19 protein-coding genes are annotated in these 21,568 nt (G+C 62.1%); 4 read left to right on the forward strand and 15 right to left on the reverse strand.

What is annotated here, in order from left to right; translation table 11 throughout:
* Window positions 1-129: 129 nt before the first annotated feature.
* From PXH66_RS16655 to argC, 6 genes are all read right to left on the reverse strand, one after another.
* Complete coding sequence (locus tag PXH66_RS16655) at window positions 130-1,266, reverse strand: HupE/UreJ family protein (protein ID WP_330930678.1); 1,137 nt, start codon at window positions 1,264-1,266, stop codon at window positions 130-132.
* Entirely contained in the window at window positions 1,244-2,107 is an 864-nt protein-coding gene (locus PXH66_RS16660; protein ID WP_330930679.1) for a 50S ribosomal protein L11 methyltransferase, read from the reverse strand. Before PXH66_RS16660 ends, PXH66_RS16655 begins: the two co-directional genes overlap by 23 nt.
* Before the next feature lie 140 nt (window positions 2,108-2,247).
* The gene (gene creD / locus PXH66_RS16665) at window positions 2,248-3,621 is read right to left on the reverse strand and encodes a cell envelope integrity protein CreD (RefSeq protein ID WP_330930680.1); all 1,374 of its coding nucleotides are present in this window, start codon (window positions 3,619-3,621) and stop codon (window positions 2,248-2,250) included.
* An 87-nt stretch (window positions 3,622-3,708) separates the two neighbouring features.
* On the reverse strand, window positions 3,709-5,100 hold the full coding sequence (locus tag PXH66_RS16670; RefSeq protein ID WP_330930681.1) for an ATP-binding protein: 1,392 nt from the start codon (window positions 5,098-5,100) through the stop codon (window positions 3,709-3,711).
* A complete protein-coding gene (gene creB, locus PXH66_RS16675) occupies window positions 5,097-5,810 on the reverse strand; it encodes a two-component system response regulator CreB (protein ID WP_330930682.1) in 714 nt (237 codons plus the stop codon). The genes PXH66_RS16670 and creB overlap by 4 nt, the downstream gene beginning before the upstream one ends.
* Window positions 5,811-5,815: 5 nt before the next feature.
* Complete coding sequence (gene argC / locus PXH66_RS16680; protein WP_330930683.1) at window positions 5,816-6,766, reverse strand: N-acetyl-gamma-glutamyl-phosphate reductase; 951 nt, start codon at window positions 6,764-6,766, stop codon at window positions 5,816-5,818.
* 253 nt (window positions 6,767-7,019) lie between these two features.
* Here argC and PXH66_RS16685 point away from each other — a divergent pair, with 253 nt between their 5' ends.
* Window positions 7,020-7,493, forward strand: a complete 474-nt coding sequence (locus PXH66_RS16685; protein WP_330930684.1) for a hypothetical protein — start codon at window positions 7,020-7,022, stop codon at window positions 7,491-7,493.
* A gap of 180 nt (window positions 7,494-7,673) precedes the next feature.
* Window positions 7,674-9,761, forward strand: coding sequence for a TonB-dependent receptor (locus tag PXH66_RS16690; RefSeq protein ID WP_330930685.1), 2,088 nt, complete (start codon window positions 7,674-7,676; stop codon window positions 9,759-9,761).
* Between the two features lie 18 nt (window positions 9,762-9,779).
* Here the strand turns inward: PXH66_RS16690 and purN are convergent, their stop codons facing one another.
* Genes purN through PXH66_RS16715 form a run of 5 tightly spaced genes read right to left on the reverse strand, consistent with a single transcriptional unit; the run spans window position 9,780 to window position 14,045 of the window.
* Window positions 9,780-10,355 carry a phosphoribosylglycinamide formyltransferase gene (gene purN / locus PXH66_RS16695; RefSeq protein ID WP_330930686.1) on the reverse strand — a complete coding sequence of 192 codons (576 nt, stop codon included), beginning with the start codon at window positions 10,353-10,355 and terminating at the stop codon, window positions 9,780-9,782.
* Between the two features lie 8 nt (window positions 10,356-10,363).
* Complete coding sequence (dnaJ, locus tag PXH66_RS16700; RefSeq protein WP_330930687.1) at window positions 10,364-11,551, reverse strand: molecular chaperone DnaJ; 1,188 nt, start codon at window positions 11,549-11,551, stop codon at window positions 10,364-10,366.
* 34 nt (window positions 11,552-11,585) lie between these two features.
* On the reverse strand, window positions 11,586-12,230 hold the full coding sequence (locus tag PXH66_RS16705; RefSeq protein ID WP_330930688.1) for a nucleotide exchange factor GrpE: 645 nt from the start codon (window positions 12,228-12,230) through the stop codon (window positions 11,586-11,588).
* Between the two features lie 18 nt (window positions 12,231-12,248).
* Complete coding sequence (locus PXH66_RS16710) at window positions 12,249-13,073, reverse strand: hypothetical protein (RefSeq protein ID WP_330930689.1); 825 nt, start codon at window positions 13,071-13,073, stop codon at window positions 12,249-12,251.
* A gap of 21 nt (window positions 13,074-13,094) precedes the next feature.
* The gene (locus tag PXH66_RS16715) at window positions 13,095-14,045 is read right to left on the reverse strand and encodes a type I phosphomannose isomerase catalytic subunit (protein WP_330930690.1); all 951 of its coding nucleotides are present in this window, start codon (window positions 14,043-14,045) and stop codon (window positions 13,095-13,097) included.
* Between the two features lie 196 nt (window positions 14,046-14,241).
* Here PXH66_RS16715 and PXH66_RS16720 point away from each other — a divergent pair, with 196 nt between their 5' ends.
* Window positions 14,242-16,731, forward strand: coding sequence for an FtsK/SpoIIIE family DNA translocase (locus PXH66_RS16720; RefSeq protein ID WP_330930691.1), 2,490 nt, complete (start codon window positions 14,242-14,244; stop codon window positions 16,729-16,731).
* A 191-nt stretch (window positions 16,732-16,922) separates the two neighbouring features.
* Window positions 16,923-17,717 carry a helix-turn-helix domain-containing protein gene (locus tag PXH66_RS16725; RefSeq protein ID WP_330930692.1) on the forward strand — a complete coding sequence of 265 codons (795 nt, stop codon included), beginning with the start codon at window positions 16,923-16,925 and terminating at the stop codon, window positions 17,715-17,717.
* 198 nt (window positions 17,718-17,915) lie between these two features.
* Here the strand turns inward: PXH66_RS16725 and PXH66_RS16730 are convergent, their stop codons facing one another.
* Genes PXH66_RS16730 through PXH66_RS16745 form a run of 4 tightly spaced genes read right to left on the reverse strand, consistent with a single transcriptional unit; the run spans window position 17,916 to window position 21,520 of the window.
* Entirely contained in the window at window positions 17,916-18,530 is a 615-nt protein-coding gene (locus PXH66_RS16730) for a hypothetical protein (protein WP_330930693.1), read from the reverse strand.
* A 12-nt stretch (window positions 18,531-18,542) separates the two neighbouring features.
* A complete protein-coding gene (gene floA / locus PXH66_RS16735; RefSeq protein ID WP_330930694.1) occupies window positions 18,543-19,553 on the reverse strand; it encodes a flotillin-like protein FloA in 1,011 nt (336 codons plus the stop codon).
* Window positions 19,554-19,559: 6 nt separating this feature from the next.
* Window positions 19,560-20,027, reverse strand: a complete 468-nt coding sequence (locus PXH66_RS16740; protein ID WP_330930695.1) for an NfeD family protein — start codon at window positions 20,025-20,027, stop codon at window positions 19,560-19,562.
* Window positions 20,024-21,520, reverse strand: coding sequence for an NfeD family protein (locus PXH66_RS16745; protein ID WP_330930696.1), 1,497 nt, complete (start codon window positions 21,518-21,520; stop codon window positions 20,024-20,026). The genes PXH66_RS16740 and PXH66_RS16745 overlap by 4 nt, the downstream gene beginning before the upstream one ends.
* Between the last annotated feature and the right edge of the window lie 48 nt (window positions 21,521-21,568).

Consider the following 21,568-nt stretch of genomic DNA (forward strand, 5'->3'; position numbering starts at 1 on the left):
GAAACGGAGGATCGGTTCTTCCTTAAATCGAAAAGCCTAATAGATTAATTCATTAGTCATTGATTATACGCATCTTACTATTTCAATATTTTTGCAATTAATAATTCTCTACCGGGAACCGACTGCAAATCAGAGCAGCGTGCGCTCGATGAGCCAGAACAGGCCCATCCCGGTAACGACGAGCGATACGATCATGGGCCCTCTGCGCTCAAACGATGGCCACTGCCGAGCTTTCGCCAACAGCGGCAATACCAGCAGTGCGATTGCCGCCTGACCGACCTCCACGCCGACATTGAATCCGAACAAAGCCGAAACCACGGTCTGCCCATCGGAACCGAGCCCCAACTCCCGCAAAACTCCCGCAAATCCAAACCCATGGATGAGCCCAAACCCAAAAGTCAGCAGCCAACGTCCCTTGGGTTCCTCGTCACCTCGCCACAAATTTTCGACCCCGACGTAGACGATCGACGCCGCGATCAACGGCTCCACCCATCCCGCGGGGAACTGCACCACATTCAGCGCCGCCAATCCCAGCGTGATCGAATGGGCGACCGTGAAACTCGTGATCACCGCCAGCATGGCTTTCCACCCGCGACACGCGATCAACAGCCCGGCCAAAAACAACAGATGATCGAACCCAATCAGAATGTGCTCCACCCCGAGTTTGAAGAACAACCAGAGCCGACTGCCGCCTGAGTTCCCCGTGGTTTCATGCTCTGTCTCAACGGCTTCAACACCAACCGAGCGCTCGCCCCACGGCACAATCAGCGTCGCGTTGTTCGCCCCGAGCAGGCCTTCTGCAACGATCTCGCCCGACACCAAGCGGGCTGTCACAAAAAGTCGATGCCCCGGCGGCAACGTGGCAAACTGTTCTGAGTTCACCGTCCAATTTCCCTCCGGCTGTTGAGCGATTCTCGTATGCCACATCACGTCCTCGTCTTCCGCTTCCCAAACGGCCGCCACTCTCGACATCGGGATCGCTCGGTCGCTCGCACTGAAGTCAACCCAAGCCAGTCCCGCCGCTTGCAACGCCGCGCCACTTTCCTCGACCTCGATCTGATCGAGCACGCGATCATCATCAAGATCCGCCAACGGAACCGCCGCCGCCGCATCTGTCGCCGATAGTCGCAGCTCCACTTGGACGCCATCAACCGTCGCGGTGATTTCCAAACTGCTCAACCCCGGATCGTGCGCCGTCGCGGTCAGCGCCGAGAGCGCACCGAGTAACAGCAACAGCCAGACCCTAAACCCGGCGCAGCGCGACATCGGCCCATTCGCCCATGATGCGAGTTTGAACTTCCCAAGTGGGCACCGCGGAGGTGAAGGCATCACGGACTTGATCAAGTTCATAGGCAAGGATGCCACTGAGCACCAACAGCCCACCCGGTGCAACCGCCGTCACCAATTCCGGCACAAACTGCATGAGCACGTGGCCAAGAATGTTGGCAAAAATCAAATCACCCGGCTCTCCCGAAAACCCCGAAACCAGATCCCCTTCGTAGAAACGAATCACGCCCGTCAGGTCGTTAAGCGCCGCGTTTTCATCGCTGATGCGCACGGCTTCCACGTCGTTGTCGAACCCGCGAATATCGCTAAACCCCAACCGCGCCGCCGAAATCGCGAGAATGCCCGAGCCACATCCCGCATCGATTACCCGCGCTTCGGTCGGGGCCGTCTTCGCCCACTCTACGAGGCGCTCGCAACACAGCCGCGTCGTCTCGTGATTACCCGTGCCAAACGCCATCCCCGGGTCGAGCCAGATCGCCACATCGCCCGCCGGCAGGGCATACGTCTCGCGCTCCCACACCGGCACCCAATGCAGGCGACCACATTGCCACGGTTTGAAGTGCAGTTTGTAACTGTTGCGCCAGTCCTCGTCGCCGAGATTGCGAAACTCCGGTTCACCCGCGCCGGTCAATTCCGAGGCGAGATCGGTCCACGCGGCTTCGGCATCGGGCCGACTTTCAAACATGCCGATCAGCCACGCCGCCGGAATCAGCACGTCATGCATCACACTCCAGCGCGCATCGCCTCGTTCCAACAACAGATCGTCGACGGCATCCACGGTATCGACCGGCAGCGTCGCTTTGATTTCACACAAATTCATGCCCGCAGCTGAGCCGTCGTTTCAGCCACTGACAACTTGTTTAACCACCGGCGGGGGAGGTCGCCGCACTGCGGGCTTCCTTAGCCGCCACGGCAACAGTCCCAGCATGGCACAACGCAGACGCGGCAGATGGTAGACCTTCATGCCTTGGTCCCCCCCATTGGTCCGCCCAACGCCGTGGCATCGTCAAACCGCAGGTGACGCGTCGCATACATCACCGCTCCCAGCAGCCCAAACAGAAGCACGGTGCCTCCAACCAACGCAACGTCCTCGAGTTGCAGCACAAAGTAGAGATAACCATAGATGCCAGCCATCAACAGTCCCAGCACGCCCGCCGGCTTGCGCGCCCCCATCACGGCCGTCGCATACAATCCCACCAGCAGGGTGGACGCCCCCGCCGCCGCGATGTAGGCCCAGCCAAATCGCCAGAATTCCGACAAGGCCAGCAGCGCGAGATAAAACAAACACAGTGCCGCCCCCACCAACAGGTAGTTCAGCACGTGCAGCGAGCGTCCGCCCACGACTTCGCCCAAGAAAAACCCGGCAAATACGGTCACCAAAAACAGGATACCATACTTTATCGCCCGTTCGATCGTGCGGTATTCCCCCACTTCCGGCACCAACCCGACCCCAAACGTCGCCGCGCTCATGCGCTCGGCCACCGCCGCATCGCCTCCGCCCATCCAGTCGCGCGGCAGGTCGTTGCCCAACGCACCGATTTTCCACTTCGCCGCGAATCCGGTCGGCTCGACCGTGCGCTCAGACGGCAAATAAGCCCCGCGGAATCCCGGCGACGGCCAGGTCGAGCTGAGGGCCACATCCGTCGAACTCGCCAGCGGCACGAACTCCAACGCCCCGCTGCCATCAAGGTTCAGGGTGATTTCAAACGCCGCGCCCATCACCGGATCGATCGTCACGGGTGCCTGCATGCCCGCCGGCCAATTCGTCATCCCGGTGCCTCCCTGCAGCTCCGCCGGGGCCCCGTTCCACCGCAGACTCTGCTCAGCTCGCAGACCGCGTGCATCACTCACCGCATACACGAGACGCGCTTGTTCCCACTGCATCTGCCACCGGGCATCACGCCTCCACTTCGGCGGCACCGTGAATCGCCCCTCCACGTGCAGGGCCGCCGCATACACCTGCGCTCGGTAAATGCCCCGTGACAACTCCCGCGTAGCGAGGTCGCCCGTCACCGCCAACGTCTCCGGCAACAAACGCATCTCGCCTTCAGCGCGCAACACTTGGCCGTTTTCCTGGGTCCAAATATACGGCACCACCAGAACCGGCCCCATCAACCGTTGATCGCCGCCCCACGACGTGGTTATCGCCGCCACCGATTCGGCATGTCGTTTTGCCCGTTCGTCCCGCGTCGAATCGATCAACCACAGCGGCACCTGCAGGATCGTGATCACCGCGGCGATCATAATGAGTTTGTTGGTGAGCCGTCGGCGAGCCGACTCGGCGGCGTTGACGGAGATGGAGGGCAGGGGCGGGACGGAGGAGGATTCGTTCATCACCGCCATGATCGACCCCGGCGGTGAAGGGCGTGTGAACTGAAGATGAAATCGCGATGAATTCCGCGCGGGCGGAATTCCCCCGCGCTACCCGGCCGGAGGCGGAAAACGCAACCAAGCCCGGGCGCCCGCTGCATCCGTGCGATTGGTCAGCCCCACTTCACCCCGGTGACGCCGACAGATTTCGCTCACAAAACTCAGCCCCAGCCCCGTGCTCTTACGCCGACTGCGGGGGCGCGGCATCGAAAAGAAACGCTCGAACACCCGACCTTCCGCAAAATCCGGAATGCCCGGACCACCATCGCACACGTCCACCCGCCAGCTCCCCTCCGGCGCGGACACACATGTGATGCTCACCGTCGCGCCTTCCGGCGAAAACTCGATGGCATTCTGCACGAGATTGACCACCGCCTGCAGCAGCAGAAAACGTTCGCCATGCACCCGCGCCGCCCCGGCGGTGCGGTCGTCAAAACTCACCTTCACCCCCGCATGTTCGGCGGGCACGGCCAGCGATGTCACCGCCTCCCGAATCACCCCGACAAAATCAACTTCGCTCGGTGCCTCCAGGCCCTGCCGCGACTCCAGCGCCGTCAACCGCAACATGCGATCGATGATGCCTTGGATTCGCACCGACTCCGCCTGCAGATTGCGCAAAAATCTCGCCCGGTCGGCCTCGGACATTTCTCGTTCCTGCATGAGCTCGGCCGCTCCGCGAATCGCCGACAACGGCGCTTTCAATTCGTGCGCCAGGTTATGCGTGTAGTGCTCCACGTAGTCCTTGCCCTCCAAGGTCCGCCGCATGCCTTCAAAGGCTTCACCCAGCGCCTCGATTTCGCGGGCCTTGGTCACGGGCGGCTTCACATCCACCCCGTCGCGCACCGCCGCCGCGTAACCCGCCAAGCGCTCCAGCGACCGCGTCAACCGATTGGCCAACCACCACCCCAGTCCCAACATCACCAGGGCCACGAGGCTCGCGCCCGTGACCAATTTCAACCGCTCCGACCAGACAAACTCATTCACCGTGCGCAGCGGTCGCGCCAGAAAGAGCCGCCCGAGATTTTCGCCCCCCGTGACCATGATCGGCGCACTGACGACCAACTCCCCGGTGGTGCTCAGCGGTCGACCGTCAATCATCTGACTCGAGGCGGACTTGACGCTTTTATAGCGTATCGGTGCCGGGTTTAGCACCAGGCGTTCCGCTTCCGGACGAGAATCAAACAACACGTCCCCGTTCTCATCCTCCACCCTCACCCGCAGGCCGCGACTCGCATATTTCAACCGCTCGAAAACCTGGGGCCAGTCCTCCGTTTTCTGCGCCGCCAGCGTGACCGCCAACAGGCTGGCCGCCTCCTGCATCGTGACCTTCATCGACGACTCATAACGCGGCCGCACTTCCGCCAGGATGAATCGCATCAACACCGCCAGTCCCACCGCCGAGGCCAACGCATAAGTGCCAAATATCGCCGTGCGGATTTTCATGGCGTCACCTTCCACGAGTAGCCCATCCCGCGATGGGTGCAGATCGGCGTATCCGTCGCCTGCACGGCACGCAGCTTTGCCCGCAGGGTTTTGATGTGGGCGTCCACGGTCCGATCCGTGCTCGCCGCAGGGTCTTCCCAGCCCGCCGCCATCAACGCATCGCGCGAAAACACCCGACCGGGACGGCGACTCAACGCTGCGAGCAGCCGAAACTCGTAACGGGTCAGCTGCAGCGCCGTGCCGTGATACCACGCCATGCAGGACTCTTCATCGACGCGCACCGTGGGGGCGGCGGATTGCGATCCCGGCATCACCTCCGGTCGGGCCGGGCCGCGTCGTAAAATCGCTCGCACCCGCGCCGTGAGCTCCCGCGGGCTGAACGGTTTGGTGACATAATCATCCCCCCCGATTTCGAGGCCCACCACGCGATCGATTTCGTCGCTGCGGGCCGTGAGAAAAACCACCGGCACCGTGTGCTCCCGTCGCAGTTGTTTGCACCATTCGAAACCGTTGGTATCGGGCAGGCCGACATCGAGCAGCACGATATCCGGGACCTGCCGCGCCACCTCGGCCGACGCCGCCCGCCCCGTCAGGCAATGCACCGCGTCGAACCCTTCGGTGCGCAGCGCGTAAACCAACGTATCGGCAATCGACGGTTCATCCTCCACAATCAGCACCCGGCGGGCGTTCGGTGGAGGCAGGTCAGTCATGGAAATCAGACCGTCAGCCCGGCCGATTCCGCCAGCCCCAGCCGTAGATTCATACATTGAATGGCCGAACCCGAAGCCCCCTTGCCGAGATTGTCGATCCGCACGATCACCACGGCTTGTTCGTCGTGACCAAACACCATCACGTCGGCGCGATTCGTGCCATTGCACGCCTGCGCATCCAGGAAGCCACCGTCCAAGTTGGCGTCATCGCCCAGCGGACACACCCGCACAAACGTGGCACCGGCATACGCTTCGCTCAACGCCGCGTGCAGGCTCGCAGGCGAAACGTTCCCGGGAAGAGCGCGCAACGCCAACGGGATCGTCACCGCCAACCCCTGCCGGAAGGGACCCACCACCGGATTGAACAACGGCGCGTGAGTCAGGCCTGCGTGCTGACGCATTTCCGGGAGGTGTTTGTGCGCCAGCCCCAACGCATAGGGACGCGGGCTGAGCAACGTGGCCGGACGGTCCGTCGCTTCGTAATCGGCAATCATGCTTTTGCCACCACCACTGTAGCCCGTGATCGAAAAACAGGACAGTCGTGTATCCACAGGAACAATACCCGACTGCACCAGCGGCGCGACGCCGAGCAGAAACGCGCCGGCATGGCAGCCGATGTTGGCAATGCGATTCGCGGTCTCGATCCGCCGGCGATACTCCACGCCCAGCTCGGGTAAACCATAAGACCACGCCGGATCAGTCCGGTGCGCCGTGCTGGCGTCGATCACGATGGTATCGGGATTGGTCACCAACGCCGCCGATTCCCGCGCGGCGACATCCGGCAAACACAGAAACGCCACGTCCGCGGCATTCAGGCAGTCCGCCCGCGCCGCCGGGTCCTTGCGCAATGCCGGTTCGATGGGGACGAGCTCCACCTCCGGGCGGCTCACCAGCCGCTCGTGAATCTGAAGTCCCGTGGTGCCTTCGGAACCATCGACAAAAACCTTAACACTCATGAAGAAGTTGACGATCAGGCGCGGCGGCGGATTCCGCAAGCGTATGATCCCCTCTTTCAACGGCTTATAGGGTGGAACTTGGCGAGGGGTCGCAGCGGTGGCATGCGGAAAATTTCGCCAATCGGGGCCAACTCGACCGCCCATTGCACGATTTAGGAATCCAACTCCAACTATCCGACGTTAAAACTCCATGATGAGATTTTTAAATTGCAGCAGTTCAGAAGCCATTTGCAGTGGCTGAGTTTCGTCTCTCATGACCCTCGCCTTCCCCATCCAGACTCCGAGCCTCCAGACGCGCGCCTTCGCTCGTCGACGCACTCGCGAGCGCCGGGGACTGCTGTGGTCATGGTCGATCGGGTTTTTGCTTTTCGGCTGGGTTCTGATCAACCAACCCGCGCACTTTTTGCCCCGTCTGGCGGTTTCCTACCAAGCAATCGGCGCAAAACTATCCCACCAACAACAACTCACGTTGGAAGTGGCCCGCGCCCTGACGCAACATTCCGTCCCGGCCCAGCCGACTCCCGACGTCGCCCCAAACGCCTCCGAGGGCACTCCAGTTCCGGCCGCACCCAACGGCGAAACCACGGCGCGAAAACTCCACCTTTACGCCAGCGACACCCTGATCGCGTGGCATGCAGAACCGTCACCTGACTGGTCCGTCCATCGGTCGATGCACGCGAAATCCCCTGCGCCCGGCGAAGTGCCGCTGCCGCCCCCGCGAGTCTGAGTGGCAAACGCCAACTGACTCCGCGGCATCACGACCGTCGGCGCGACCTGTTTGCCCGACGAGCCCGTTCACGGGCGTGATCCGCTTCGCCTGCTTCTCCGACCCATCGCGCCCACGGCTCACTCCGGGGCAACGCGGGGGCGGCTCCCTTTCATCGCCCACCATCGGGCACCGATCTTCATGCAACTTTTCAATCTTCCCGCTCGCGCTTCGCGCGTGAGCTTTGTGGCTGGCCTCGCAGCGGCTGCGATCTTCAGTTCCTCCATGTCGGCGCAAACGCCGACTTCCGCTCCTCCCATCACGCTCGACGCCATGACGGTGTTGGGACGTGCCGACGACATGCTTGATGTCGCCGCCACCGCGTCACAGGGCCGTGTCGCCGCCGCCGAACTCAACACTCGACCGCTTCTGCGCCGCGGCGAGTTGCTGGAGGTCGTGCCCGGCCTCGTCGTCACCCAGCACTCCGGCGGCGGCAAGGCCAACCAGTATTTCCTGCGCGGCTACAACCTCGACCACGGCACCGACCTCGCGCTCTTCGCCGAAGGCGTGCCGATCAACCTGCGCACCCACGGCCATGGTCAGGGTTACGCCGATCTCAATTGGATCATTCCTGAACTCGTCGAAGGCATTCGTTTCAACAAAGGACCGTTCTATCCAGCGGTCGGCGATTTCTCCGCGGCTGGCGCGGCCGAGTTGAACTTCTTTACGGCTTTGCCGCGCGATTTCGCCAGCATCAGCTGGGGCGAAAACGGCCACCGCCGTGCTGTGGTAGGCGGTTCCACCACGACCGGTCAAGGCGTGCTGACGGCCGCCGCCGAATGGTCGGCCTACGACGGTCCGTTCGTAAATCCGGAGGACTTCGAGCGAGCCAACGTGTTCCTGCGCTACCACCAATCCACGGCGGATCGTTCGCTGACCTTCACCGCCATGGGTTACGATGCCACCTGGATGTCCACCGACCAAATCCCTGCCCGCGCCATCGCGGCGGGCACGTTGAACCGTTTCGACACCATCGACCCGACCAATGGCGGCGCGTCTTCCCGCTTCGCCACCACCTTCGAAGGCGAATGGCGCCGGGCCGACGCTACAACGCGGCTGAACCTGTTCGCCACGCACTACGACCTGTCGCTGTATTCAAACTTCACCTACTTTTTGGATGATCCCGCCGATGGCGATCAGTTCGAGCAGGTCGACGATCGTATCATTCTCGGCGGATCATGGAGCCAGGAATGGCGCTCTGCATCGGCGCGATACCCGCGGCGCGACACCATCGGCCTACAGGCTCAAGTTGATCTGATCGATGAGGTGGGACTGCATCGCACCGCCGCGCGCCAACGCCTCGGCACCGTGCGCAGTGACGCCGTAAAAGAAGGTAGTCTGGGCGTTTTTTGGGAAAACGAAACACGGTGGACCGATCGATTTCGCACCACGGGCGGCCTGCGGGCGGACATCTACGGCTTCGACGTCGACAGCGACTTGGCTGCCAACTCCGGACGCCGCGACGACACCATCGTCAGTCCCAAACTGGCGGCCATCTACCAACTCGGAAAGGCGACCGAACTCTACGCCGGCGCCGGCTTCGGCTTCCACAGCAACGACGCCCGCGGCACCACCGTCACGATCGACCCCGCCGACGGCTCCCCCGCGTCCGCCGTCGACCCGTTGGCGCGTTCGCGCGGTTTCGAACTGGGTTGGCGCACCTCAGCCTGGCCCGGCCTCGTGAGCACCGTCGCGTTGTTCCAACTGGAGAATGAATCCGAACTCGTGTTCGTTGGCGATGCCGGCGGCACGGAGGCCTCCGGCGCCAGTCGGCGGCACGGCGTGGAATGGACCAACTTCTACCAACCCCTGCCCTGGCTTTCCCTGGAAGCCGACCTCGCGCTGACCCATGCTCGTTTCAAAAATGCGCCGGGTGCCGACTACATTCCAGGTGCCATCGATCGGGTTTTCAGTGGCGGTGTGCGGGTCGGTCGCCCCGAAGGCTGGTTCAGCGAAATGCGCCTGCGGCATTTCGGACCGCGGGTGCTAACCGAAGACGGCTCGATCCGCGGCGATGGTTCGACCTTGGTCAACGCCCGCCTCGGCTGGCGCAGCAACGCGTGGGAAGTCACCTGCGACGTGTTCAACGTCTTTGATCGAGCCGACAACGACATCGAATATTACTACGCCTCACGCCTGCCCGGCGAACCGGCGGCGGGCGTCGACGACGTGCATTTGCATCCCGTCGAACCGCTCGCAGTGCGATTCACGGTAACGTGGCGACACTGATCATCGATCTATCCAACTTCACGCCTGCCGACTGAGCCGAGCGATCACCGTCGGCAGCAGCTTGTGTTCGGCGGCATGCATTTTCTCCCCAAACGTCACCAGGGTATCCTGTGGCTCGATGCGCACCACCACTTGGTCAATGATGGGCCCGCCGTCCACTTCGGGTGTCACGTAATGCACGGTGCACCCCGAAACTTTCACGCCGCGGCGCCATGCCTGCCCGATGCCGTCGAGGCCGGGAAAACTCGGCAGCAAACTCGGGTGCAGGTTGATGATCTTGCCCGCAAACGCCGCGATGAAGCGCGGCTTGATCACGCGCATGAAACCCGCGAGCACGATCAAGTCCGGCGCCAGCGCCGCGATTGTCTCCATGTAGCAATCTTCGCCCGCGCCTTCGAGTTTGGTCTTGAACGGGGCGGGATCGAGATACTGCGCCGGCACGCCAAAGGTCTCCCCATGCGCCAGAATCCCGGCGGTGGGTTGATCGGCGATGAGCTGCACGACCTGCGCGCGCCCCAGGTTGCCCGCGGCCGCGGCGGCGAGGATCGCCGCCGCATTGGAACCGCCACCGGACCCGAGGATGACCACACGCATGATTCGGTCTAGAAGAACTTCTTGGCCTTCTCGAACCAACCTTCCTCGGTCGGCTGATCGGCATCGCCACTGACCAGGGCGAATTGCTCCAACAACGTGCGTTGCTCGTCGGTGAGCTTCTTGGGCACCTCGACATGCACGCGCACGAGTTGATCGCCCTGCGCGCCGCCGCGCAGCGAAGGCATGCCTTTGGAGCGCAGGCGGAACGTGGTGCCGCTTTGGGTGCCCGACGGGATCTTGAGCGAGGCTTTGCCAAACAACGTCGGCACTTCGATGGTGCCGCCGAGCACGGCGAGCGTGAACTTGATTGGAATCTCGCAGAACAGGTCCTGGCCCTGGCGCTCGAATATCTCATGATCCTTGACCGTGAGCACGATATAGAGATCGCCGGGCTGGCCGCCCGCGAGACCCGCTTCGCCGTTGCCGACGGAGCGCAAACGCGAGCCCGTATCGACGCCCGGCGGGATACGCACTTTGATCTTGGACGTCTTGGATTCACGGCCTTCACCGTGGCATTGCGTGCAGGCTTTTTCGATCTTGCTGCCGGAGCCGCCGCACGTCGGACAGGTCTGACGGAAGGTGATGATGCCGCCGCTGCGACGCACTTGGCCCACGCCACCACAAGTCGGGCACGTCACCCGGCTGGAACCCGGCTCGGCCCCACTGCCATTGCAACGATCGCAGGCCATCGCCTTGCGAAAGGAGAGTTCCTTTTCAAAGCCCTTGGCCGCTTCCACGAGGGTGATTTCGAGATCGTAGCGCAGGTCGGATCCGTCTTGGCGACCACCGCCTCCTCCGCCACCGCCGCCGCCGCCGAACATCTCCTCAAAGATGCCGCCGCCGCCACCGCCGCCACCGCCTCCTCCTCCGCCGCCTCCAAAGACTTCGCGGAAGATGTCGAACGGATCATGGAAACCGCCGCCACCGGCGCCGCCCATGCCACCCATGCCCCCGGGACCGCCCGCGCCGCCTTCGAAGGCGGCGTGACCGTAACGATCGTAGGCCGCCCGTTTTTGCGGGTCTTTGAGGATCTCGTAGGCGTGGGAGATCTCCTTGAACTTTTCTTCGGCCTGTTTGTTGCCCGGATTTTTGTCCGGGTGAAACTTCACCGCTTTTTTGCGGTAGGCTTTTTTGAGTTCGTCGTCGGAGGCTCCGCGTTCGACGCCGAGCAGGTTATAAAAATCTTCTTTCGCCATAGCGGGATTGGATCAGCGCGGACGGACCGAGCGGTTAGGATTCCTCCTTGGCTTCGCCGGCATCGTCGGCCGCCGCGGCGGCGGGACCACCGGAAACGATCACGGAAGCCGGACGCAGTAAACGACTGTTGAGCATGTAGCCGACCCGGATGACCTGGAGCACCTTGCCTTCCGCGACGTCGTCGCTGGGTTGTTGGGACAGGGCTTCGTGGTGGTTGGGATCAAAGTCTCCGTCCACCGGATTGATTTCCTTGAGCCCGTGATTGCCGAGCGCGGTCTTGAACTGGGTGGCAACCATGTCGACGCCCTCGACGAGCGACTTGAGCTCGGCATTGGGCGCCTTGGCCGCGGTCAGCGCGAACCCGAGATTATCCAACACCGGCATGAGTTCTTCCACGACATTGGCGGCGGCAAAGGCACGCAGGTCGTCTTTCTCGCGCGCGGTGCGACGGCGGAAGTTTTCCAGATCGGCCACGGCCCGCAGATGGGATTCCTTGGCCGCGGCAGTTTCTTGCCGGGCTTTTTCGAGCAGCTCTTCCGGAGTGGGTTCGACTTCCACGCTGGCTTCAACAGGCTCAGCGGCAGTCGCCTCTTCGGGAGCGGTTTCAGGAGCCGCTGCAGCTTGGGCGGCGGTCTCTTCGGAGTCGGTAGGATCGGTCTTGGACGCAGTATCGTTCATTGCAAAGGGCCTACTACACTACGGCTTTGGCGTTTGATCAAGTTTACGAAGGAATGAATTCAAGGTGCTGCCCGCTTTGCGCCAAATTTCCTGCAGCGGCCCCGCGCCCCCGAGATCCTCGGGCAAAATACCGCTCGAAAGCAGGGCCTGCCACACGGCGGGCGACTGTGCCAGTCGCTTCACCAGCTCCGGGGTGAACATATCCTGCCACCGACGCACGTTGTCGAATGTGCCTTCGAAATTGAACTGCTCGCCGAAACTGCCTTTGGCACCGAGGTCGGGCTGCACCACGTCGACCCGTCCGATCTTGAGATGCAGACGACGGATCAGCACGCGCTGCGGACCATCACCAATCACCGGCAATCCCGCGACGGCATAGTCCGGGTAGTCGGGTGACGTCGTAATCTGCGCGATCAAGGCCTCCCCGAACGCTTCGGCATTGGATGTTCCGTCACCCGGGATGATCACCTTGATCGCCGTGAGATCGATGAATAGCTCATCGATGACAAACTCCTCCTTGGTGACGGTGGACGTTTCCAACCGCCCGGAAAACTGCGCGACTTTCACGAAGGCGTCTCCGCCATAAACCGCCGGGTTGGTGATTTCCAATTCACTTCCGGAAAAACCGCCCCCGATGGGATTGAACGCCAACTTGCTGATTTCGGTGCGAAACCCACTGCGATCCGTGAGCACCTTGGCCACCGTTGTAGGCAGAAAAATCATCCAAGCCAACACGACCACCGCGACCACGATCGCCATCAACACCAATAGTTTGAGGAAAGCGCCCCCTCGTTCAGAGCGGAGGCGAGCCACGGGACGCTGATTCAGTTCGGAAGTATTCATGGGGCCGGAGCGGGAAGGCGCTTAAGCAAAATTTTCGGTAACCAACACCATGGCATCAGTCACGGCGGTCAGCGTGAACGCCCCCGCATAGGGCAGCAACGCGTTCTCGCCCTTGGTCAGCGGAGCACTTTTCCCGCCAGTCGAAACCTCTCCGGTCACGACGCTCACCAGTCGGGCTTGCTCACCCGCCGCAAAGCTCAGGGTTGCGCCCGCCGCCATCGGCACGCGACGGATGGTGAACTCCTGGCTCGACGCAATCACCGCATCCTCGGCGGCGGCGCGCACCGGCTCGGGTTCGACCACCTCCCAATCGATCGAAGCGATGGACTCGGCGATGTGCAGCTGCCGCGGCGTTCCGTCCAAACCCACCCGCCCCCAATCGTAAACCCGGTAGGTCGTGTCGGAGTTTTGCTGAATTTCCAGAATGAGATTACCCCCATCAATGGCGTGAATCGTGCCGCTCTGCACCAGAATCGAATCCCCGGGCGACACCGGGAAACGATGCACGCAGGACTCCAACGTATGGTCCACCAGCGCCGCCGCAAAGTCGGCGCGCGTAGCCCCCGCCTTGAGCCCCACGATCAGGTTCGCGTCGGGCGTGCTTTCGGCGATATACCAATTTTCCGTCTTCGGCTCACCACCCATGGCTGGGGCGATTTCCGCCGGGGGGTGCACCTGCAGACTGAGCCGCTCGCGGCAATCGAGCCATTTGATCAAAATCGGAAACGGCCGGTCCGCCGGCCAATCCGGTCCCATGATCTCGGCGGCGTGGCCCGCCAACGCCTCCCGAATCGACAACCCCTTCCAGGGTCCGTCGGAAATCACCGATTGGGCCTCGGGCCGGTCGACGACTTCCCAGCTTTCACCGATGGGACCTTCGCGCGGCAGCGTGCGACCGAGGGCGGTCTCCAGCACCCGACCACCCCAGACGCGATCTTGGTAAAGCGGTTGAAAACGAATGACTTCTTGCATGTTAAGAGAGGGTTAAATCTGAAATTCCAGAGAGGGTTATTTACATTTGACCGGTCTGCTGACAGACGTGAAATCCACCCGAGCCAACGTTAGCGGACACCTGCCGCGCAGCTCAACTCACATGGCCAAGTCTAGGACTTCAAACTCAAACAAACGCTCCAACGGATTCCAACCACCGCGCGATCGTCCGCGTTGGATGATTGCGGTGCTTTGCCTGTTGTTGGGCCTGTGGCTGACAGTCGCCTACCTCGACTACAATCCGTTGCAAGAGGGCTACATGACGACGGATTCGACCGGCCCGGCGGACAAAAATCTGGTGGGTAAAATCGGGGCCGACGTCGCCCGCATCAGCTTCGTCGCCCTCGGCCTCGGCGCGTGGATGGTGCCGCTCTTCTCTTTCTGGTCTTTGTGGATCGCCGTCCGGCACTCCCGCCGACTCGCCTTCGGTCGTTTCACCGCCATGACCCTGGCCATCGTTTCGGCCTGCGGTCTCGCCGCGATGATCAAGATGGACTCGTTCGCGGAGAGTCAGTTTTTCCCCGACGGACGACTCGGTGGCGTGCTGGGATTCTGGGTCTATGATCGCTTGCTGTTCGATACGGTCGGGGTGTTTGGTTCGGCCTCGCTGCTCGCGACCATCGACGTGGTCGCGCTCGTCATTATTTTCACCCGTGATATCGCCGCGCAGTGCGAGAAACTGATCACCAGTTTCCACGACTGGCGGGCTCACCGCCGGGAGCGTCGCGCCGAGCGCGCCGAAGAAAAACGCGCCGCCAAAGCCATCGCCGCCAAACTGAGAGAAGAGGAAAAAGCTGCGATCAAAGCCGCCAAACTCGCCGAGAAAGAACGCATCGCCGAAGAAAAGGCCGCCAAGAAAGAAGCCGCCAAGGCCGGCGCCGCCGTGGCCACCAAGGAGATCAAACTCGCCGGCGGCACCGAAGATCCGCTCGCCAAGGCCCCCGCCAAACGCCCCGCCCCGGCACCCACGCCGGAACCCGAACCCGAGCCAGCTCCCGAGCCCAGACCCAAGCCCAAGGTCATCGGACTTTCCCTCGGTAAACCCAACGACGGGTCCGAAACCTCCCCGCCCTCCGGGGGCACGTCGAGTCCGCTCAAGATCGTCAAAGCCGAGGAGCTGAAAAAAGCCCGCAACGCCGACGCCCCCAAAAAAGTCGGCAGCTACGAATATCCGCCCAAGAGTCTGCTCACCGAACAGGCCAAACCACACGAGGACAACTCCGAGGAGGAACACCAGCGCAACGCCGACAACCTGCTGCGCATCCTCGAGGAATTCGGCGTCAAGGTCTCCCTCGGCGAGATTCACGTCGGCCCGGTCATCACCCGTTATGAAGTGATTCCCGCGCCCGGCGTCCGGGTGGAAAAAATCTCCGGGTTGGACAAAAATATCGCCCTCGGCATGCGCGCCCAATCGGTGCGTATCCTCGCCCCCATTCCGGGCAAGGCCGCCGTCGGTGTCGAAGTGCCCAATCAACATCCCACCGCCGTTGGCATGCGGGAGATCCTGGAGTCGCAGGACTGGGTCAGCACCAAGGCCGAGCTGCCCATCGCCCTCGGCAAGGACGTCTCGGGCAAACCGCTCGTGTCCGACCTCGCCAAGATGCCCCACTTGCTCATCGCCGGCGCGACCGGCTCGGGTAAATCGGTGTGCATCAACTCCATCGTCGCCTCGATCGTCTACTCCAAGACGCCCGACGAAGTGCGGATGATCATGGTCGACCCTAAGGTCGTGGAGTTGAAGGTGTTCAACACCCTGCCCCACATGCTCATTCCGGTCGTCACGTCGCCCAAGATGGTGCCCGGCGCGCTCAAGTGGCTACTGGCCGAGATGGAGCAACGCTACCAGTTCTTCGCCAAGTGCAACGTGCGCAACATCATCGGCTTCAACAATCGCAAGAAGAAGAACGTCGCCCCCGACCTGCCCGACGCTCCGCCCGATCAGGCCGATCTGCCCGGCGTCACCCCCGACGACGAGGTCGAGCTGCCCGAGAAACTGCCTTACATTGTCGCGATCATCGACGAGTTGGCCGACTTGATGATGGTCGCTCCCGCCGAGATCGAAACCTCGATCGCCCGCCTCGCACAGCTTGCTCGCGCCGCCGGTATTCACCTCATCATCGCGACCCAGCGTCCGTCCGTGAACGTCATCACCGGCGTCATCAAGGCCAACCTGCCCTCCCGCATCGCCTTCCAAGTCGCGTCCCAAATCGACTCGCGCACCATTCTCGACACCAAGGGAGCCGACAATCTCATCGGTCGCGGCGACATGCTCTTTTCCCCGCCCGGCACCGCCCGGCTCGTGCGTTCGCAGGGCGCCTTCTGTTCCGACGAGGAAGTCATGAACATCGTCGAGTTCATGCAGGCTCACAACGGCCTGCCGATTTACAAACAGGACGTGCAGGAGAAGATCGAAAGCTCCGAAGACTCCAAGGGAGGCGGCGGTGACGACGACGATGGTCCTTCCGACGAGGACGATGAACTCTACAACCGCGCGCTCGGGGTGCTCAAATCCACCAAGCGCGCCTCGACCTCGATGATCCAACGCCGCCTGCGCATCGGCTACAACCGCGCCGCCCGCATCATGGACATGCTCGAGGACCGCGACATCGTCGGACCGGAAAACGGCTCCAGCCCACGCGAAATCCTCGTCGATCTGGACAGCCTCTAAGGCCGCCGGACCCGACCGACGCGACCCTCTCGTTCTCGTTCTCTCCATCGTTCTCGTGCTCCCGACGCCTTGATCCGCAAGACCGGAATCCGGCCTTCCCCGGTCGAACGAACCCGCTCCCACCCCACTTTTCGCGTTTTTCACGTATTTCGTGGTTTCTAACTCCGACTCAATCTCACTTCATTACTCCCATGCAGAATATCGGCGATCGACTGGAAGAAGCACGCAAACGCAAAGGCATCTCCATTCGCGAGGCCGCCGAGGCCACCAAGGTCCGGGGCGACTACCTCCACAAGTTCGAGAGCAGTCAGTTCGATATTAATCTACCCGACATCTACGTGCGCGGCTTCCTGCGCAACTACGCCACGTTCCTCGGTCTGCCCGCGGAGAAGATCGTCAACGACTACAACGCCCTCGGTCACGGCGCCCCCGCCCCCAAGTCCGTCAACCGCGAGATCTACGGCCGCATGGATCTCAGTGTTTCGTCGAGCAAGGACACCGCCCGCGAGTCGGCCGACATCGAGCCCGAGGCCGCGCCCGGTGAATCCGATTCCGATAACCCCGCCACTTTCAAACCGCGCCCTGGTGCCCTCCCCTACGTTGACAAGGCACTGCTGATCAAAGGCGGCGCAATCGTCGCTGCTGTCGTGGCCATCGTGCTCATCGTCGTGGTCGGCGTCCGTGCCTGGTCCGGATCAAAAACCGAGACCCCCGTCGACACCCCGGCCGCCACCGCCGCGACCGATCCTCAAATTGTCATCCATGCGCTCGACAGCGTGCGCGTCAAAGTCGTCGAAGAAGCGTCGGGCGTGGAACTCTTTCAGGGTGCCATCACCCGCGGCGACAGCCGCACCTTCCCCAAGAACGGCAGCTTGTTCCTGACCGCGGACCCGATGGAAAACATCGAGGTCGAACTCGACGGCAAGCGCACCAACATCTCCACGGAATACGGCCTGCGTGGCCGCCAACGCGTGCGCGTGGAGTAAGCCGGACTGATGGCGTAAGAGCGCGCTTGCGCGCGAGAGCCGCTCCCCGGACCGGCTGATCGAACCAGCCAGTAATGCCGGACTCGGAGGGACCGGTTGCACCCGGTCCGCCCCCCCTTCTCCCGACCACTCCGCATCCTCGGCGAGGCAACGGCAGACGACGTGGAAATCGTCCCTCCGAGGAGGGACCGCCGCGCCTCAGCGCAGTGCGACGGGCTTGTCCAATACCTCGCGCAACACGATCGCGCGACGCGCACTGGTCGGGTCACGCAACACCTCCAAAAACTCGAGTTCGCTCATTTCCCCCACGGCGTGACGACGCGGACTCTTGCGCACCTGCGACCGGGTGATGCGGCTGCGAGCCTGCCGCGCGGTGGCTTCCGCTTTCTTACGTTGCGCTTCGAGCTCTTCCAACTGGGCCGCCATGCGATCTTGCGGATTGACCGCCGGCTGGACCGGTAGCGGCGGAGGCGGAGGCGCGGGTTCCGGCTCGGGCTCGGGGTCCGGGATGCCCATGAGTTCGCGCAACACCGGCGGAATATCGGCCGTCGACGGCGCGGGGCGCTCCGCACGCGCGGGCCGCTCCGTCGTCGCCGGACGACTCTGCTGCTCGCTGCGTTGTTCACGCAACTTGCGCATGCGCTCACGCACCTGCCGGGCCGCGTCCGATTGCTGATTATCAATCGGTTCACGCCCCGGACGGTCGCCATATTCCGGCGGCTCCTCTTTTTCGTCCGCCCGCTGTTTCAGCCACCATGCGATCATGGAGCCGACGACGAATATGATTTGGAAATTTTCCGTTATCCAACTCATCGCGCAGAGGGATCAGCTGTCCAACTTGTCATCTTCGGGTTCGCCGATGGATTTCCGCATACCGGTGTCAGCTTGGATGTTCTCCATCTTGTAATAGTCCATGACGCCCAAGTTGCCCTTGCGGAAGGCATCGGCCATCGCGAGCGGCACTTCGGCCTGCGCCTCGACGACCTTGGCGCGCATCTCCTCGACCTTGGCCTTCATCTCCTGTTCGACCGCGACGGCGGCGGCGCGACGGATTTCCGCCTGCGCCTGCGCGATGCTCTTGTTGGCCATGGCCTGAGCTTCCTGCAGCTTGGCACCGACGTTTTCGCCAACATCCACATCGGCGATGTCAATCGAGAGAATTTCAAAGGCCGTGCCGACATCGAGGCCGCGCTTCAAAACGGTTTTGGAAATGGTGTCCGGCGATTCCAGCACGACCTTGTAGGTATCGGCCGAACCAATGGTGGTCACGATACCTTCACCCACGCGGGCAACGATCGTCTCCTCTTTGGCACCACCCACAAACCGATCAAGATTGGTGCGCACCGTCACCCGCGCGCGCACTTTCACTTGAATACCGTCCTTGGCCACACCGTCGATGGTGCTGCGACCGCCTTCCGGACTGGGGCAATCGATCACCTTGGGATCGACCGAGGTGCGCACGGCTTCCTCGACGCTCTTGCCGGAGCCCTTGGTCGCGAGGTCGATCGCACACGCCCGCTGCCAATCGAGTTCAATCCGGGCTTTCTGGGCCGCAATCAACGCGTGCACGCAGGAAATGACATTACCACCCGCCAGATACTGGGCTTCAATCTCGTCGATGCCCAGTGACAAACCAGCCTTGGCGGCGCGAATGCGCGCGTCGACGATGACACCGTAGGGCACGCCGCGCAGCCGCATGGCGATGAGATTCACCATGCCCACGTAGGCTCCCGACAGCCATGCCTTCAGCCAAACGTTAAAAAAGGAAATGATGATGCCGAAGAGCACCAAACCGGCGATGATCGCCGCAATCGTGAAGATGAGAGTCAGATTCATGGGGAGCTAGGAGGATTCAGGGATTACAATGAGTCTAAAATTATCGGTGGCGACGACCTTAACCGCGGCACCCGCTTCGAGAAAGCCTCCGCGCGAAAAGGCTTCATGGCGACGACCATCAATCACGATGTAGCCCGAGGGAGCCAGCGCCGTGGCGGTCGTGCCGAGTTGCCCCACCAGGTCCGTGGCGCGAGCCACCGATGACGTGCCGTCGACCGCCGCATGCAAAAACAACCGTTTGCCGATCGCCGTCTTCGGCAGGATCGCAAACTCAAAATACAGCACCGCCACCACGAGAAGAAACGCGGTCAGTATGGCCAATCCGCCCCCCCCGACACCGTAACCGACGAACGCCATTACGCAGCCGCCCAGCAGCGCCAAGCCACCGAACACGCCGAGAATTCCGCCCGGCAAAAAGACTTCGAAACCCAGAAAAACGATCCCGATTAAAAACAATACGCCGATTATCGTCATGCTTCGTCCTCCTCGGCGACCGGTTCCACGATCAAACCAAAACTCTGTTGCTCCCGGACCACCACCGTCGCCCCGGCGTCGACCGATCCGACTTCCACGTGAGCTTCATACCAACGACCGTCGATTTCCACCTGGCCACTGGGATACATGTCCGTCACCGCCACCCCGGTTTTACCCACCAGGGAACCTGCGCCGGGATCGCCCGCCCCGGGCGGATTGATGGTCGTAAACGAGGAACGATCACCGCTCGCCGCCGTGGCCAAAATCATCTTATCCCAGAACCAACCGCGCGGCAAAAATCGGAGCACGACTATCGCGCCGACCATCGCCACACCGAGCCCCATCATCAGACTCATCAGGGGCTGCACAAACACATCACCCGAAAGCGTAAGGGGTTCGTTGGGCCACAGGTCGGCCATCGACCACACCAGTGAGCCCAGCATCAAAATGACGCCACTGAGTGCGAACACGATCGTGCCCGGAAAAAACAGGATCTCCGCAAACAACAGCGCGACGCCGATCACAAAAAAGAGCATCGGCTCGTGTCCCGACAAACCCGCGACATTGTGGCCGAAAAACACGATCAACAGCAACAGCCCGCCGCCGATGCCGAAGATGCCAAAGCCCGGGGTCTTGAACTCGATGAAAAGCCCCAACAACCCCAGTCCCATCAGAATCGGTGCGAAACCATTGAGCACGGCGGCAAAGTCCTCCGACCACGTCGTCTCGAGCGTCAGCGTTTCAAAACCGCCTTCACCAAACCGCTCGATCAACAACGCCTCGATCGAGTCACTGATGCCCGCCGCCAACAACGGTTGCGCCGGGTCGCCGTAGGTGGCGGAGGCCTCCGTGGCCGTGAGCGACAACAACTCGCCCTTGGCCTTCAAAACCTCATCGCCGATCTTCAACTCGTAGTCGGAGTCGATCATGGCCGAAATCACCTGCCCCCGATAGGGATGTCCTTCGGAGATCGCCCGGATCCGGGCCTTCAGATAGCTGACGATTTTCATCCGCATCGTCTCGTCGATTTCGCCGCCACTCGACATCACCGGAGCCGCCGCCCCGATCACCCCGTCGGGCGCGAAGTAGATGTCGTCAGTCATCGCTGAAATGAACGAACCCGCTGAAATCGCCTCCTTGTTCACATAGGTGGCGGTCTCGCCCTTGAATTTGCTCAATGCTTCGAGGATCTCGAACGTTGTGCCCAGGCTTCCGCCCGGCGTTTCCATATCGAGCACCACCAGATCGGCCTCCATCTCGATCGCGGTCTTCAACCCCCGTCGGATGACATATAAAATCGGCTTAGCGATCTCATCGCGCACCGGAATCACGACAACTTTGGCCGGCGACTGCCCCGGCGGGGCTTCGACTACGGTCGGTGGCGCAATTTCCTCCGCGGGAACCGTGGTGTCTTGCGCTGACACCGCCTTCCCTCCGCCGATCAACAGAACGCCAAGGGCCAGGAAATGAGAAACGATACGTGGGGTGGGCATCAACAAGTCAGCCAAACTGAGGGCATCGATCTCCTACCGCAAGCACCC

The organism is Synoicihabitans lomoniglobus, from assembly GCF_029023725.1.
Classification (GTDB): domain Bacteria; phylum Verrucomicrobiota; class Verrucomicrobiia; order Opitutales; family Opitutaceae; genus Actomonas; species Actomonas lomonigloba.